Genomic DNA, 15222 nt, shown 5'->3' on the forward strand with positions numbered 1-15222 from the left:
GTTCACCCATCTTCCTGAAAACAACTATATTCACCTTTATTGTTTACTAAAATGAAGAATTATACGTATTGAATTTTTGTAGGCATTTTTGGATCTGTATCATGAATTTCGAAGGCTTCTCCCACTCCAAATCCTTTTTCCTCTAATACTTGTGATACTGACATACGCGCTAGTTCTTTCATGTTGTTATCTAAACTTAAATGGGCTAAATAAATATGTTTTGTCTCATCTGTAATTACATCCGCCATCGCTAATGCAGCATCTTCATTACAAACGTGCCCTACATCACTTAAAATACGTCGCTTAATACTCCATGGATAACGCCCCATACGAAGCATTTCCACGTCATGATTACTTTCAAACACGAAAGCATTCGCCCCCTTAATCACACCTTTCATACGGTCACTTACGTATCCCGTATCTGTAATAAGGGCTAACTTTCTATTATTGTTATGAAAGGCATAGAACATCGGCTCTGCCGCATCATGAGAAACCCCAAATGACTCGACCTCAATATCACCGAATGTTTTCACATCCCCAACTGAGAAAATGAACTTTTGCTCAGTTGGGATATTTCCTATTAAGTGTTCCATTGCATTCCATGTTTTCTCATTTGCATAAACAGGTAAATCATATTTACGTGCCAATACACCTAATCCTTTAATATGATCACTATGTTCATGCGTTACAAGAATACCTGATACATCATTTATATTTAGTTCTGCCTGTTTAAATAAAGCCTCTGTTGCTTTACCACTTAAACCTGCATCGACGAGTAATTTTTTTTCATCCGTTCCTACATATAGCATATTCCCTGTACTTCCACTTGCAAGTACGCTAAAATGCAACCCCATTCTTTCTCACTCCAGTATGTTCATCAACCACTTGATTTTCCCTTTCACCTAATTCCATAACTTGTCCTTCAATTGCATTTACAAAGAAGTCCTGCTTCTGCTCCGTTTTTAAATTCCAGGTTGGAGCGAGTACTTGGTTATTAGAAGTAGACGCGGTAAGGGTGGCATAACCAATTTGTGCTTCTTTTACATGTGTATTCCCATGAACTTTATTTTTTAAATACAGGTTTTCTAAAGCCGTTTGGGCCGTAATAATTTCTTGCTGTTTCGTTTTTTCACTTTCGCCCATTTCTTTTAAATCAGTTAGCATCGTCTGCGTGTAAGACACAAGTTCATTTTTTTCATTTAATTCCACGACAATCATTGCCTGTTCGTTATAGAAAATAGGCTTATCTTTATATTTTTGGAAGAAGTAAATTTTAGAGTCTTTCATCGCCCCAAACTCATACTTTTGTCCATCCAATACATAGTTCTTCAAAAAATCATTATACTTATCTTTGGATAATGATTTTGTATTTAAAAAGGGCTCTTTTAGCTTACTTTCTATCTTGTACATATTTTGTATATGCGCTGTTTGATTTTTTAAAGACTGTACATCTTCTTCTTTAAATGCCTTGTTTTCTGCTCTAATAAATGACTCTTTTTTCGGTTCTTTAGGGAAATTACCCATAGTAATTTTGTTTGCTTTTAATTCTTGATCTATCTTTGTTTCTGCAATAAGCTCCAATTGATTACTATCTTGCTTTTGAATGAATTGAAAAATGAGAAAGAGGTCCAAAACAAAAAAGGTCACAATAAATATGGTTTTAATCCGATCCCAATCCATTTAGTCCTCCCTCACTCCACTCATATATTTTTTGTTTGCCAGCTTCATCTTCAACAAACTTTACATACCAAATTGGCTGTAGTCGAGCTACTTGCCCATCTAGTGATAATTTGTATCCAATACCAATGTCTTTAATGAATCGTTTATCTACAGCGGCATTATTTTCTAAGGATGCTATCACAACATGCCCTGATGGAAGAGTAACCTTCTGTTCTATACCTTTCGTATTTAAAGACAACAATGGTCTTTCATATTCCATTACCTCTTCTGATCCCCATACTTGCCTCAATTCAGCTAATCCATCTGTATTGAATACGGAATATCCATCTTCATGTAAACGGAATACCGTCTGCCCTTTATTCATATAGTCCAAACGATATGAATCCAGGCTTCCACTGTGACCATTTACAAAATCAAAGCTTTTTTGTAAAAGCATTAAATTATCTGTCGTTTTCTCACTTGAAACAGAAGAATTTTTATACTTTAGCATATGCTGATTGTTTTCAATCTCCATGGACCTAATACCATCTGTAAATATTTCTTTCGATTGCTCGATAATCGGGCTTAAATAACGTGGGTCACTAAAAAGAGCATTCTTAAATGTATCAACTGCTAAATTAGATGAAATATATGTTATATTACTTAATTCTGTCGTTCCATCTGGTAAAAATAGCTTTTTCATATCATTAATTTGATAGTCAAAATAAGGTTTCGCTGATACTATAAATTGATTTTGTGCATTTACAATATCTTTTAAATACACACCACTTAATTTTGCTTCATATATTCTAGAGTTATCACCATCAGAAACGAAACTAATTTTAATTTCCTGGTCCCTACTTCTAGAAGGATCGAGAATAATTCGATTAAAGTGTTTCGGCTTATCTATACTTTTTTCTTTCATACTAAACATAGATTTAACTGCATCAAATGGGATGTTGGTAGGGAAAATAAGTTCAATTTTCCCTTCACCATGCACATAAGAAAGGAAGTCAGCCTTAGCAATCGATATCTCTTTGAAACCATGTAATTCCCCTGCCTCCAAAGGTTTATAGATTGATTCTATATCTCCCTCTCTTTTGCTCCCGTAATGATTTTTATCTTTATGCACGATGATAGAAGTAGGGCGGACAACATCAGCGATTTTAGTTTGAGTAATTCCTTCATTCCCCTGCACAAATTTTGCGTTTTGCATAGACGTGGAATCTGGCACATACGTCCATAAGTTAAAAGTAAGAAATAGGCTAATTACAACTAAATTAATTAAAACTATTGTTTTAACATTTTCCATACTCATTCCCAATCGTCCTCTTCATCCGCTGCCATTGGCAAAGTGAAATAAATCGTTGTCCCTTTTCCTTCCTCACTCTTCGCCCAAATCGAGCCACCATGTGCCTCAATCATTTCTTTCGCAATTGCTAACCCAAGTCCTGTACCACCCATTTGTCTTGAACGTGCTTTATCTACGCGATAAAAACGTTCAAAGATTTTATCGACGTTTTCTTTCGGAATACCCATTCCTTGATCACTTACACTAATCTCTAATAATTCCCCGCGATCACGTAAGCGATATGTTACTGTTCCACCCTCTGGTGAATACTTTAATGCATTCGAAATAATGTTATACAATACTTGCGTAATTTTATCCGTATCCATATCAATAAATCGAGATTTTTTAGAGAAAGATCGTTTGAAACTTACATTTTGCTCTTTAGACATTTCAAAACGATCAATAATGTTATTAAAGAAGTCAGTAAAGTCGACCCATTCTTTCATTAAACGATGTTCTGTACTATCAAGTTTAGATAGTTGCAATAACGCATTTACAAGTCTAATCATTCTTTCTGTTTCTTCTTGTGTAACTGTTAAAAATTGCGGTGCAATATTCGGATCTTGCCACGCACCGTCCGTAAGTGCTTCTAAGTAACTGCGCATTGTTGTTAATGGCGTTCTTAATTCATGAGAAACGTTTGCCACAAACTCACGGCGTTCCCTTTCTATACGCTCCTGCTCAGTTACATCATATAATACGGCAATTAAACCATTCGCTTTCCCTGTCTCTTTTTGAATAACAGAGAAACTTGCGCGTAAAATATATGGCTCATTTCTCGTACTAAAATCTAATAAAACAGAATCAGGCTCTTCGTATAAATGATCGAGCGTAAATTCTTCTTGTATCCCTAATACTTCTAAAACAGATTGATCGAGCGCGGTTTCACGCGAAACATTTAGCATCTTTTCTGCAGGATCATTTAATAAAATAATGTCCCCTTTTCGGTCAGTAGCAATTACCCCATCTGTCATATGTGATAAAACGGATGATAATTTACGTCTTTCACTTTCCGTTGAAGAACGAGCTTGTTGTAATTTTTTTGATAAATTATTGAAAGATAGTGCTAATTGCCCAATTTCATCATGGCTATGCACCTTTACTTTTCTTGAATAGTTCCCTTTTGCCATTTCAATTGCTTGTCTTCGCATATCTGAGATTGGTCTCGTAATTGTTTGAGCTAACAAAATTCCAAGTACAGCTGTTACGAGTAATGCAATAACGGTTCCGGTTGCAAAGATTTGATTAATATCCTTCATCTGTTTATAAACATCTTCCATAGATGCAACAATGTAAATAACACCAAGTGCATCTTTGCCGTTATCAGCTAGAATAGGAGTAAGCATAACTTGTACACGATGACCTGTACGACCATCCTTCTCAATTTTCACTTCTGGCTTTTTTTGTACCAACACCCGCTGAACAGCTATATCAGTTGATGTTCTATTTACCTTGTTTTGCTTTGACTCATCTGAAATAGCAAGCAGCTTTCTATTCGAATCAAATACACTTACCTCTTGGATATCTTTCTTTCGATCAGAGGCAAATTTTCGAATTGAAGTTTTAATCGTTTCATCTGTTGACTCTGTCTCTGCTTTTGTATAACTTTTATTAAACTCTTGTTTCAAGTTATACGATAATAAGTTCGTTTGCTGCGTTAACGAATCTTTAAAACCTTGTACAAGACTCTTTTCTAGCTCTCTTACGAAATATACCCCAATAACTTGCATAGCTATCAATATTAATAGCATATATATGAGTACAAATTTTAAATGAATAGATTGAAAAAAACCGACTTTCTTCATATACTATTCCTGCTCTGGGTCACGCAAGTAATACCCTACCCCACGTCTAGTAACAATTAAAGTAGGATGACTTGGATTATCTTCAATTTTTTCACGTAAACGACGCACTGTTACATCCACTGTACGTACATCCCCGAAATAGTCATAACCCCAAACTGTTTGTAATAAATGTTCGCGTGTCATAACTTGTCCTAAATGTTTTGCTAAATAATGTAGTAACTCAAATTCACGATGTGTAAGTTCAATATTTTCCTCACGTTTTGTTACGCTATACGCATTTGGATTGATAACAATTGGTCCAATAACCATTTCCGTATTTTCTTCTTTTTCCGCAGCACCGCCTTGTTGATGGCGACGTAAGTTAGCCTTCACGCGAGCAAGCAATTCCCTCGTACTAAATGGCTTTGTTACATAATCATCTGCCCCAAGCTCAAGCCCTAATACTTTATCAATTTCAGAATCCTTCGCCGTAAGCATAATAATCGGCATTTCTGAGCTTTTACGTATTTCACGGCAAACCTCTAAGCCATCCTTACCTGGTAACATAATATCTAATAAAACCATATCTGGCTGTTCTTCATTCGCTTTTTCAATCGCCTCATCACCATCATGCGCCATTACAATTTCAAAACCTTCTTTTTCTAGATTGAACTTCAAAATATCCGCAATCGGCTTTTCATCATCAACTACTAAAATTTTCTTTCCCATCATCGTCTATTTCCTCCTTATAAAAATATGGTCAATATCCCTAAACACATTGATGTCTACATAGTATGTCCCTATATGACCGCATCTTTTGCTTAAGTACTTTCTCCTCTATTCTCACAGACTCATGTATGATCCACTTTTACACGGAATCCTATACGATCTATAGAAAAACCTCTAGCTTCAACTGCTAGAGGCTCCTCATTCTATTTTAAAATAACTACTCAATTTTGTAAAATTACACAAATAAAAAGGATATTAAGTGGGCCCACTTAATATCCTGAGAGTGGCTCGGGACGGAATCGAACCGCCGACACGAGGATTTTCAGTCCTCTGCTCTACCGACTGAGCTACCGAGCCAAAACTATATATAAAACCACTAATGGTGGTATAAACAAAAGTGGCGGTCCCGACCGGGGTCGAACCGGCGATCTCCTGCGTGACAGGCAGGCATGTTAACCACTACACCACGGGACCAAAAATAAACATAAAAAAACATGACCCGTACGGGATTCGAACCCGTGTTACCGCCGTGAAAGGGCGGTGTCTTAACCACTTGACCAACGGGCCACGAAAAATAAAATGGTGAGCCATGAAGGACTCGAACCTTCGACCCTCTGATTAAAAGTCAGATGCTCTACCAACTGAGCTAATGGCTCATACTCACCAACGTCATATTTTCGTGACGACAAGATGTATCATAACATGTTTCCTTTTCTTTTTGCAATACTTTTTTTATTTTTTTATAAAAGATAAGAAAAAACTCATGCGGACATGAGTTTTTTCTTGAAAATATCAATTAAGCTTCGTATACGTTACGAACAATATTTGTTTGGTTACGATCTGGTCCAACTGAGAACATAGATAATTGAATTCCTGTTAACTCAGAAACACGTTCTACGTATTTTCGTGCATTTTCAGGAAGCTCATCTAATGATTTTACACCAGTAATATCTTCTGTCCAACCTGGAAGCTCTTCGTATACAGGCTCACATTTCGCTAAAATGTTTAAGTTTGCTGGAACTTCATCGATAACTTTGCCATCGCATTTGTAAGCAACACAAATTTTAAGAGTCGGAATACCTGTTAGAACGTCGATAGAATTTAATGATAGATCTGTTAAACCACTAACACGACGTGCATGTCTTACAACAACACTATCGAACCAACCTACGCGGCGTGGACGACCAGTTGTTGTTCCATACTCACGACCAACTTCACGAATTTGGTGACCAATTTCATCATTAAGCTCAGTAGGGAATGGACCATCACCTACGCGGCTTGTATATGCTTTACATACACCTACAACGCGCGTAACTTTCGCTGGACCAACTCCAGTTCCAACTGTTACACCACCAGCAATTGGGTTAGAAGATGTAACGAATGGATACGTACCGTGGTCAATATCAAGCATAACACCTTGTGCACCTTCAAATAATACACGGTGATTGTTATCTAATGCATCATTTAATACAACAGACGTATCACATACATATTGTGCGATTTGTTGGCCGTACTCGAAGTATTCTTCAAAGATTTCTTCTACACTGAAACCTTCTGTATCGTACATTTTTTCAAACAAACGATTTTTTTGTGCTAAATTGCGCTCAAGCTTCTCTTTAAATGCTTCACGGTCTAAAAGATCAGCCATACGAATACCAATACGAGCAGCTTTATCCATATATGCAGGACCGATACCTTTTTTCGTTGTACCGATTTTGTCATCACCTTTACTTGCTTCTTCTAACTCATCTTGTTTTAAGTGATAAGGTAAAATAACGTGCGCACGGTTACTTACGCGTAAATTATCAGTACTTACACCACGATCGTGTAAGTATTTTAACTCTTCAAGTAATGCTTTCGGATCTACTACTAAGCCGTTTCCGATTACACAAATTTTCTCTTTATAAAAAATACCAGATGGAATTAAGTGTAATTTATATTTAACTCCGCCGAAAACAATTGTATGTCCCGCGTTATTTCCACCTTGATATCTTGCAACTACTTCCGCATGCTCAGAAAGAAAGTCAGTAATTTTACCTTTTCCTTCGTCGCCCCATTGTGTTCCTACAACTACTACTGAAGACATTATTAAAGCACCTCCGCAATTTTCAAACGATCTATTCAAACAATATAATTGTACCAAAACCGAAAAAGAAGTCAACCAAAAAGCGAACATTTTTTTATTAAAAAACATTTTCGTTCGTAAGAATTATATTTTTACATTATGAAAGCCTTATCTTTCCTATAAAAAAAAAGAAACACATCTTATTATAAGAAATGCGTTTCTTTTTTATACTATCTTTATGCAGGCGGTGCATGTCCATCCTCGAAGCGGCGTTCTAAGTTAACGAACTTATTGAACTCTTTAACGAATGCCAGCTCTACTGAACCTACAGGACCGTTACGCTGCTTTGCAATAATAATTTCAATCGTGTTTTTATTTTCCGTTTCTCGGTCATAGTAATCTTCACGATATAAGAAGGCTACAATATCAGCATCCTGCTCGATACTCCCCGATTCACGAATATCAGACATCATCGGACGTTTATCTTGACGAGATTCTACACCACGAGATAACTGTGACAAGGCAATAACAGGCACTTGTAATTCACGCGCAATCCCTTTTAGTGTACGAGAAATTTCAGATACTTCCTGCTGACGGTTTTCTCCTGATTTCCCACTTCCTTGAATAAGCTGTAAGTAGTCAATCAAAACCATCCCAAGACCTTGTTCTTGCTTTAATCTACGACACTTTGCTCGAATCTCATTTACTTTAATCCCTGGTGTATCATCAATATAGATACCAGCATTAGAAAGGCTACCCATCGCCATCGTTAATTTCGCCCAATCATCAGAAGTTAATGAACCGGTACGAAGTCTTTGTGCATCAATATTTCCTTCTGCACAAAGCATACGCATAACAAGCTGATCAGAGCCCATCTCTAGACTGAAAATCGCTACATTTTCATCCGTTTTCGTCGCTACGTTTTGTGCGATATTTAATGAAAATGCGGTTTTCCCTACTGATGGACGTGCCGCTACGATAATTAAATCATTTCGCTGGAACCCTGCCGTCATCTTATCTAATTCAGTAAATCCAGTTGGTATCCCAGTAACTTCACCTTTTTGATTATGCAAAAGTTCGATTTTATCGTAAGCATCTACAAGAACGTCTTTAATATTTTGGAATGCTTTAGCATTCGTTTGATGAGATACTTCTAATATCTTTTTCTCAGCCTCATTTAAAAGGCCATCCACATCATCTTCTCTCTCATACCCATCAGACACGATATGAGTCGCCGTTCGAATCAAGCGACGTAACAGTGCCTTTTCAGCGATGATTCGTGCATAATACTCTACGTTAGCGGCAGTTGGAACAACTTCTGCTAATTCCGCTAAGTAAGAAACCCCACCAACTTCTTCTAGTAATCCTTGATCAGCCATCGCTGATGTCATTATTACTAAGTCAATCGGCTCTCCTTTATCAGATAACCCAAGCATGACTTCAAAAATCTTTTGATGTTTCGTTCGATAGAATGAGTCAGGTACTAATAACTCTGATGCTGCCGTTAATGCATCTTGATCAATTAATATAGCTCCTAAAACCGCCTGCTCGGCCTCTATATTATGCGGAGGGGTACGATCAGCAAGTACATCACTCATACGCAATCCTCCTTGCTTAATTTATTTTTATTGTTCACTAACATGAACTTTTACTGTCGCTGTTACTTGCGGGTGCAATTTCACAGTAACGTTTGTATAGCCTAATGCGCGAATTGCATCATCCATTTCAAATTTACGCTTATCAAGTTTAATCTTGTGTGATTTTTGCATTGCATCTACGATTTGTTTACTTGTGATTGAACCGAATAGACGGCCACCTTCACCAGATTTAGCCTTTAATTCTACAGTTAGTTTCTCTAATGTTTCTTTTAATTGTTTTGCACTTTCAAGCTCTGCTGCTGCATCTTTTTCTTCTTTGCGTTTTTGAGCTTCTAAAGTTTTCATACTGCTATTTGTCGCTTCAGCAGCTAATCCTTGTTTTAGTAAGAAGTTATTTGCATAGCCATCTGGTACGTTTTTTATTTCTCCTTTTTTCCCTTTACCTTTTACGTCTTTTAGAAAAATTACTTTCATGATTGTGTGCCTCCCTGTAAATAGTCATCAATAACAAATCGAAGCTTCTCCTCAGCTTCATCTACTGTAACATTTTTCATTTGTGTGGCCGCATTCGTTAAATGCCCGCCACCGCCTAAGTTTTCCATAATTAGCTGCACATTCACTTCACCTAAAGACCTGCCGCTAATTCCAATGAAATTCTCGCCACGTTTCGCAATAACAAATGAAGCAATAATTCCTGTCATTGTTAATAATGTGTCCGCTGATTGCGCAATAAGCACTTGATCGTAGTAATCATCACTATCAACTTTTGCAATCGCAATTCCATTTGTATAAATGTACGCATTTTTAATAGCTTTTGCAACCCGTAAATACTGATCCATATCTTCTTTTAGAAGCTCTTGTACAAGTACAGTATCTGCACCATGTGAGCGTAAATAAGAAGCGGCATCAAACGTACGAGCACCCGTACGGAATGTAAAGCTTTTCGTATCAACGATAATACCTGCTAACAATGCCGTTGCTTCTAACATTGTCATTTTTAAATTTTTCGGTTGATATTCAAGTAATTCTGTAACAAGTTCTGCCGTGGAAGAAGCATATGGCTCCATGTAAACAAGCAATGGATCCTCAATAAAATCCTCTCCTCGGCGATGATGGTCAATAACAACTACATTTTCAATTTTGTGTAACAGCTTTTCCTCCATCACCATTGAAGGTTTATGCGTATCAACAACAACAAGTAAAGAATCCTCATTTGCAAATTCCATCGCTTGTCCTGGTGTAATAAAGTGAGACCATAACTCTTCGTTTTGTTTCACTTTATCCATCAAACGCTTAATTCCCTTGTCAGAATCATTTTCATCTAGCACAATATATCCTTTGCGCTCATTTAATTGCGCTACCTTTAAAATACCAATCGCAGCACCAATTGCGTCCATATCAGGAGCCCTGTGCCCCATTATAATGACATTACTACTTTCTAATACTAAATCCTTTAATGCATGCGAAATAACTCTAGCACGTACACGAGTACGTTTTTCAACTGGATTTGTCTTACCACCATAAAACTTAACTTTACCCGTTGCTTGTTTAATAGCTACTTGATCTCCACCACGGCCAAGCGCAAGGTCTAAACCGGACTGAGCCATCGCCCCAAGCTCTGATAAAGGTAAATCACCTGATCCAACACCTACACTTAAGGTGAGTGGTATATTCCTTTTGGATGTTTCTTCACGCACCTGATCTAAAATGCTAAATTTCCCTTTCTCCATCTGCGCTAAAATACTTTCATTTAGTACAACGAAGAATCTTTCTGAAGATGCACGTTTTAAATATGCCCCATACTTAACGGCCCATTCATTTAGTCGTGATGTTACAAGACTTGTTATATTCGTACGTAATTGATCATCTAAACCTTGTGTAACTTCATCATAATTATCTAAATAAATAACCGCCAAAACAGTACGTTGATCCTCATACATCTTTTCAATCTCTGTTTGTTCCGTTACATCAAAGAAATAAATTAACTTTTCTTCTTTCCTTACAAAAACACGAAACTTTCGATTATTTAAAGAAACTATATCATCGGAAGTTTCTCCTTTAATAAAAAGAAGTAACGTTTCTGATACATCATAAAGGTGCCATCCAGCTAATGCATGCTGTCCCAGACATGAAGATAAATAAGGATTCGCCCAATCAATCCCATAATCCTTATTGTATAACAAAATACCAATAGGCATTTGGTTAAATGCCTCATTACTCACTTTCTTTACCCTTGTAATCATATCTGTCGTATGCTTTTCGAAATTCTTTTGAAAGGTAAGTTCAAATCGTACAACAACAAAAAGGACGATACAAAAAATAAAAAAGGCGGCTATCCCCATCATTAAATGAAAATAACAGAGGATTGAAATGAGCACAAACACGAAAAATGCCAATACATAAACAGGATATAAAAACCACTGTTTCTTATAAAATTCAGGCATGTATACAACTCCTATAAAGTAAAACTAACTCACCTTCCAGTTAGTTAAACAGATTAAAATAGTATAAGGAATATTACTTCATCCTCCTATTTTAGAACGCAATGAAATCCCTAAATCAATTATACCTAAGATTGTCACAAGAGGAAACAGCATCGGAATAAACATGCAGACAATAAAACTAATAATAGGAACCCCTTTCGTAAACCCTTTGCTATGCGCTAAAAAAGCGATAAATGTCAGACCTTGCAGTACGAGTAGTAAAGCAAATATGACATATAGGTTAGAAAATACCATATGTAAATATGATGTCGGTTCTACTTTTATAAAAGTTGATAGCAAAATAAATATAACGTAATACCAAACAATACTCTTTGGTAATTGTATATCTTTAAATTTAGGCCAAGGTATAACATCGTGTTTTAACTTTCTCAAAACACTGCCCGACAATATTACTGTGATCCAAGAAAAACATGCAGAAACGAGCACAAGTATACTTGGAAATAACGTTTGTAATATATCATTCATTTGTGCAAATAACTCTTTTTGCTCTTTACTAACCGGCATACCAGCAGCACTAACTATCTTTTCACTTTGCGCCATACTTTCATTAAACATATTTTGCATTTGCTTCATTAAATCTATGTTAAAAAACTTTATACTCACAACATAAATGAGCATAATACCAATTAAGTATGCAACCGTCCCCGCCATCAAAATTTCTACCGGCTTTTTTCGTTTTTTATACATATATCCTAAAACGATACCTATCAATCCAAACATAGTTATCTTCACTAGGTTCATCGGCTGACTAACAATAACAGTAATAAAAAGCGCCGCTGTAAAAATTACAAAGGCATTAGATAATTTATATCTTATCGTTAGCAATATAAATGGCAATGGCAACGCAAACGTTACAACCGTACCTAAAATCGGAACATACATAGATATAAGCAACAATATTGTATATATCGCTAACAACGCTGCACCTTCAGTAATAAATTTCGTATTTTTCATCCTCTAACCTCTCTTTCAAAAAAAGAAAAGCATAGCAAAATGCACAGTAGAGTCCGACTCTACTGTGCATTTCATACGCTATTATTCACCAACATATGGTAAAAGTGCCATTTGACGAGCACGTTTAATTGCAACTGTAAGTTTGCGTTGGTATTTCGCGCTTGTTCCTGTTACACGACGAGGTAAAATTTTACCACGCTCAGAAACGAAACGTTTTAATAAATCAACATCTTTATAGTCAATGCGAGTGATGCCGTTAGCTGTGAAGAAACACACCTTACGACGTTTCGCACGTCCACCTTTGCGTCCTGCCATGTCTATTTCCCTCCATTCTTAGTTAAAACTAACAAATTTACTGTATTAGAACGGTAAATCGTCGTCGGAAATGTCGATCGGTTGACCTACATTTGAAAATGGATCGTCATTCTTCGTAAATCCAGAGTTTCCTTGGTTACCTTGGTTGCCTGAATTACTAGATTGACCAAATGGGTTAGAGCTTTGGTTACCGAAACCAGCTCCTGATGGTTGCTGATTAAATGAACCACGTTGCTCCCCACCGCCATTACGCGGCTCTAAAAATTGTACGCTTTCCGCAAGAACTTCTGTTACATATACACGTTTACCATCTTGTCCATCGTAATTACGAGTTTGAAGACGTCCATCTACGCCTGCTAAGCTACCTTTTTTCAAATAATTTGCTACGTTTTCTGCTTGTTTACGCCATATTACACAATTAATAAAGTCAGCTTCACGCTCACCTTGTTGATTCGCAAATGCGCGATTCACAGCTAACGTAAAAGTAGCTACTGCAACACCATTGGGCGTGTAACGTAAGTCAGGGTCCTTAGTTAAACGACCAACGAGGATAACACGATTCATCAATCGAACCACTCTCCCTTATATATCAATTATTTTTCTTCTTCTTTAACAACGATATGACGAAGGATGTCTTCGTTGATCTTAGCTAAACGGTCGAATTCGTTAATCGCTTCTGCGTTAGAGTTCACGTTTAAGATCATGTAGAAACCTTCACGTAAGTCGTTGATTTCGTAAGCTAAACGACGCTTACCCCACTCTTTCGTGTTAATGATTTCTGCACCATTGTTTGTTAAAACACCTGCAAAACGTTCAACTAAAGCTTTTTGAGCTTCTTCTTCAACGCCAGGACGAATGATGTACATAATTTCGTACTTTCTCATTACACTTTCACCTCCTTTTGGTCTAAACGGCCCATAATGGGCAAGGAGCAATTAATTTATAGTAATTACTCACGAGTTTAGATTATATCATAGTAAGTTAGATGAATCAACTCACCCATACATAAAAAACTTGGCAAACACATAATATATTTGCCAAGCTCATATCTTTATTTTTCCTAGGAAATATTAAATTAAACGTTGAAGCGGAAGTGCATAACGTCTCCGTCTTTTACGATATACTCTTTTCCTTCTAAACGTACTTTTCCAGCTTCTTTTGCAGCTGTCATAGAACCGTTTGTCATTAAATCATCATAAGAAACTGTTTCCGCACGAATGAATCCACGCTCAAAGTCTGTATGAATTACACCCGCACATTGTGGTGCTTTCATACCTTGTTTAAACGTCCATGCACGTACTTCTTGCACACCGGCTGTGAAGTAAGTAGCAAGTCCTAATAAATCATATGCAGCACGAATTAGTTGATCTAAACCAGATTCTTCAATGCCTAGTTCTTCAAGGAATACCTTTTTCTCTTCCTCGTCTAACTCAGCGATTTCTGATTCGATTTTTGCACATACAACGATTACTTGAGAATTTTCATTTGCAGCAAATTCTTTTACCATTTGTACGTATTTGTTTTCAGAAGGATCGATAACATCGTCCTCGCTTACGTTTGCTACGTATAACATTTCTTTCGTTGTCAGTAAATGAAGACCTTTAACAATCTTCATCTGCTCTTCTGTAAATTCAACAGTACGAGCCGGTTTCCCCTCTTCGAAAGCTTCTTTTAAACGCACTAAAATTTCATGCTCATATACCGCTTCTTTATCCTTTTGTCTTGCTAGTTTCGCAACACGCTCGATACGTTTATCAACAGATTCTAAGTCTGCTAAGATTAGCTCTAAGTTGATTGTTTCAATATCATCGATTGGATCTACTTTCCCTGAAACGTGCGTAATATTTTCGTCCTCAAAACAACGAACAACTTGGCAAATTGCATCTACTTGACGAATGTGAGATAAGAACTTATTTCCTAACCCTTCACCCTTACTAGCACCTTTTACGATACCTGCAATATCAGTAAACTCAAATACAGTCGGAACAGTTTTTTTCGGTTCTACTAATTCCGTTAATTTATTTAAACGCTCATCTGGTACTTCTACAATTCCTACGTTTGGATCAATTGTACAGAATGGATAGTTTGCAGATTCTGCTCCTGCTTGTGTAATTGCATTAAATAAAGTGGACTTCCCTACGTTAGGTAATCCAACAATCCCAGCCGTTAATCCCATATTTTTCACTCCTATGTCTCAATCTTTCATCATTATAGATAGTAACGAAAAAAATGACAAGTTTCCTCCAAACGAAAAAAAGTAACA

14 protein-coding genes and 4 tRNA genes are annotated in these 15222 nt (G+C 36.7%); all 18 read right to left on the bottom strand.

What is annotated here, in order from left to right; genetic code table 11:
• Positions 1–59: 59 nt before the first annotated feature.
• The 18 genes from ACYVEC_RS03045 to ychF all read right to left on the bottom strand — a co-directional run bounded on the left by ACYVEC_RS03045 (position 60) and on the right by ychF (position 15135).
• Complete coding sequence (locus ACYVEC_RS03045; RefSeq protein ID WP_000522836.1) at positions 60–854, bottom strand: MBL fold metallo-hydrolase; 795 nt, start codon at positions 852–854, stop codon at positions 60–62.
• Positions 838–1680 carry a two-component system regulatory protein YycI gene (locus tag ACYVEC_RS03050; protein ID WP_060633058.1) on the bottom strand — a complete coding sequence of 281 codons (843 nt, stop codon included), beginning with the start codon at positions 1678–1680 and terminating at the stop codon, positions 838–840. Before ACYVEC_RS03050 ends, ACYVEC_RS03045 begins: the two co-directional genes overlap by 17 nt.
• A complete protein-coding gene (locus ACYVEC_RS03055) occupies positions 1661–2977 on the bottom strand; it encodes a YycH family regulatory protein (RefSeq protein WP_063223986.1) in 1317 nt (438 codons plus the stop codon). The genes ACYVEC_RS03050 and ACYVEC_RS03055 overlap by 20 nt, the downstream gene beginning before the upstream one ends.
• The gene (gene walK, locus ACYVEC_RS03060) at positions 2974–4815 is read right to left on the bottom strand and encodes a cell wall metabolism sensor histidine kinase WalK (RefSeq protein WP_063223987.1); all 1842 of its coding nucleotides are present in this window, start codon (positions 4813–4815) and stop codon (positions 2974–2976) included. The genes ACYVEC_RS03055 and walK overlap by 4 nt, the downstream gene beginning before the upstream one ends.
• A gap of 3 nt (positions 4816–4818) precedes the next feature.
• Positions 4819–5526, bottom strand: coding sequence for a cell wall metabolism DNA-binding response regulator WalR (walR, locus tag ACYVEC_RS03065; RefSeq protein WP_000971865.1), 708 nt, complete (start codon positions 5524–5526; stop codon positions 4819–4821).
• Between the two features lie 281 nt (positions 5527–5807).
• Positions 5808–5880, bottom strand: a tRNA-Phe gene (locus ACYVEC_RS03070).
• Between the two features lie 41 nt (positions 5881–5921).
• Positions 5922–5997 (bottom strand) — tRNA-Asp (locus tag ACYVEC_RS03075).
• A 21-nt stretch (positions 5998–6018) separates the two neighbouring features.
• Positions 6019–6090, bottom strand: a tRNA-Glu gene (locus ACYVEC_RS03080).
• A gap of 13 nt (positions 6091–6103) precedes the next feature.
• A tRNA-Lys gene (locus ACYVEC_RS03085) sits at positions 6104–6179 on the bottom strand.
• A 140-nt stretch (positions 6180–6319) separates the two neighbouring features.
• Positions 6320–7609: an adenylosuccinate synthase gene (locus ACYVEC_RS03090; RefSeq protein WP_063223988.1), complete on the bottom strand. Its 1290-nt coding sequence runs from the start codon at positions 7607–7609 to the stop codon at positions 6320–6322.
• A 215-nt stretch (positions 7610–7824) separates the two neighbouring features.
• Positions 7825–9186: a replicative DNA helicase gene (gene dnaB / locus ACYVEC_RS03095; RefSeq protein ID WP_063223989.1), complete on the bottom strand. Its 1362-nt coding sequence runs from the start codon at positions 9184–9186 to the stop codon at positions 7825–7827.
• A 27-nt stretch (positions 9187–9213) separates the two neighbouring features.
• Complete coding sequence (rplI, locus tag ACYVEC_RS03100) at positions 9214–9660, bottom strand: 50S ribosomal protein L9 (RefSeq protein WP_060633062.1); 447 nt, start codon at positions 9658–9660, stop codon at positions 9214–9216.
• A complete protein-coding gene (locus ACYVEC_RS03105; RefSeq protein ID WP_063223990.1) occupies positions 9657–11630 on the bottom strand; it encodes a DHH family phosphoesterase in 1974 nt (657 codons plus the stop codon). Before ACYVEC_RS03105 ends, rplI begins: the two co-directional genes overlap by 4 nt.
• 78 nt (positions 11631–11708) lie before the next feature.
• Positions 11709–12644, bottom strand: coding sequence for a YybS family protein (locus tag ACYVEC_RS03110; RefSeq protein WP_275718922.1), 936 nt, complete (start codon positions 12642–12644; stop codon positions 11709–11711).
• A gap of 81 nt (positions 12645–12725) precedes the next feature.
• Positions 12726–12959, bottom strand: a complete 234-nt coding sequence (gene rpsR, locus ACYVEC_RS03115) for a 30S ribosomal protein S18 (RefSeq protein ID WP_000918873.1) — start codon at positions 12957–12959, stop codon at positions 12726–12728.
• Between the two features lie 45 nt (positions 12960–13004).
• Positions 13005–13526: a single-stranded DNA-binding protein gene (gene ssb / locus ACYVEC_RS03120; protein WP_000981963.1), complete on the bottom strand. Its 522-nt coding sequence runs from the start codon at positions 13524–13526 to the stop codon at positions 13005–13007.
• A gap of 26 nt (positions 13527–13552) precedes the next feature.
• On the bottom strand, positions 13553–13843 hold the full coding sequence (rpsF, locus tag ACYVEC_RS03125) for a 30S ribosomal protein S6 (protein ID WP_001233781.1): 291 nt from the start codon (positions 13841–13843) through the stop codon (positions 13553–13555).
• A gap of 191 nt (positions 13844–14034) precedes the next feature.
• On the bottom strand, positions 14035–15135 hold the full coding sequence (gene ychF, locus ACYVEC_RS03130) for a redox-regulated ATPase YchF (protein ID WP_000524667.1): 1101 nt from the start codon (positions 15133–15135) through the stop codon (positions 14035–14037).
• Positions 15136–15222: the final 87 nt, after the last annotated feature.

It is taken from the genome of Bacillus sp. MN7755, assembly GCF_054771475.1.

Excerpts from the sequence above, each read along its gene's own strand:
- ACYVEC_RS03110 (WP_275718922.1), bottom strand. The coding sequence starts at position 12,644 with ATGAAAAATACGAAATTTATTACTGAAGGTGCAGCGTTGTTAGCGATA.
- rpsF (WP_001233781.1), bottom strand. The coding sequence starts at position 13,843 with ATGAGAAAGTACGAAATTATGTACATCATTCGTCCTGGCGTTGAAGAA.
- ACYVEC_RS03090 (WP_063223988.1), bottom strand. The coding sequence starts at position 7,609 with ATGTCTTCAGTAGTAGTTGTAGGAACACAATGGGGCGACGAAGGAAAA.
- ACYVEC_RS03045 (WP_000522836.1), bottom strand. The coding sequence starts at position 854 with ATGGGGTTGCATTTTAGCGTACTTGCAAGTGGAAGTACAGGGAATATG.
- ACYVEC_RS03050 (WP_060633058.1), bottom strand. The coding sequence starts at position 1,680 with ATGGATTGGGATCGGATTAAAACCATATTTATTGTGACCTTTTTTGTT.
- rpsR (WP_000918873.1), bottom strand. The coding sequence starts at position 12,959 with ATGGCAGGACGCAAAGGTGGACGTGCGAAACGTCGTAAGGTGTGTTTC.
- ACYVEC_RS03105 (WP_063223990.1), bottom strand. The coding sequence starts at position 11,630 with ATGCCTGAATTTTATAAGAAACAGTGGTTTTTATATCCTGTTTATGTA.
- walK (WP_063223987.1), bottom strand. The coding sequence starts at position 4,815 with ATGAAGAAAGTCGGTTTTTTTCAATCTATTCATTTAAAATTTGTACTC.
- dnaB (WP_063223989.1), bottom strand. The coding sequence starts at position 9,186 with ATGAGTGATGTACTTGCTGATCGTACCCCTCCGCATAATATAGAGGCC.
- ychF (WP_000524667.1), bottom strand. The coding sequence starts at position 15,135 with ATGGGATTAACGGCTGGGATTGTTGGATTACCTAACGTAGGGAAGTCC.
- walR (WP_000971865.1), bottom strand. The coding sequence starts at position 5,526 with ATGATGGGAAAGAAAATTTTAGTAGTTGATGATGAAAAGCCGATTGCG.
- rplI (WP_060633062.1), bottom strand. The coding sequence starts at position 9,660 with ATGAAAGTAATTTTTCTAAAAGACGTAAAAGGTAAAGGGAAAAAAGGA.
- ACYVEC_RS03055 (WP_063223986.1), bottom strand. The coding sequence starts at position 2,977 with ATGAGTATGGAAAATGTTAAAACAATAGTTTTAATTAATTTAGTTGTA.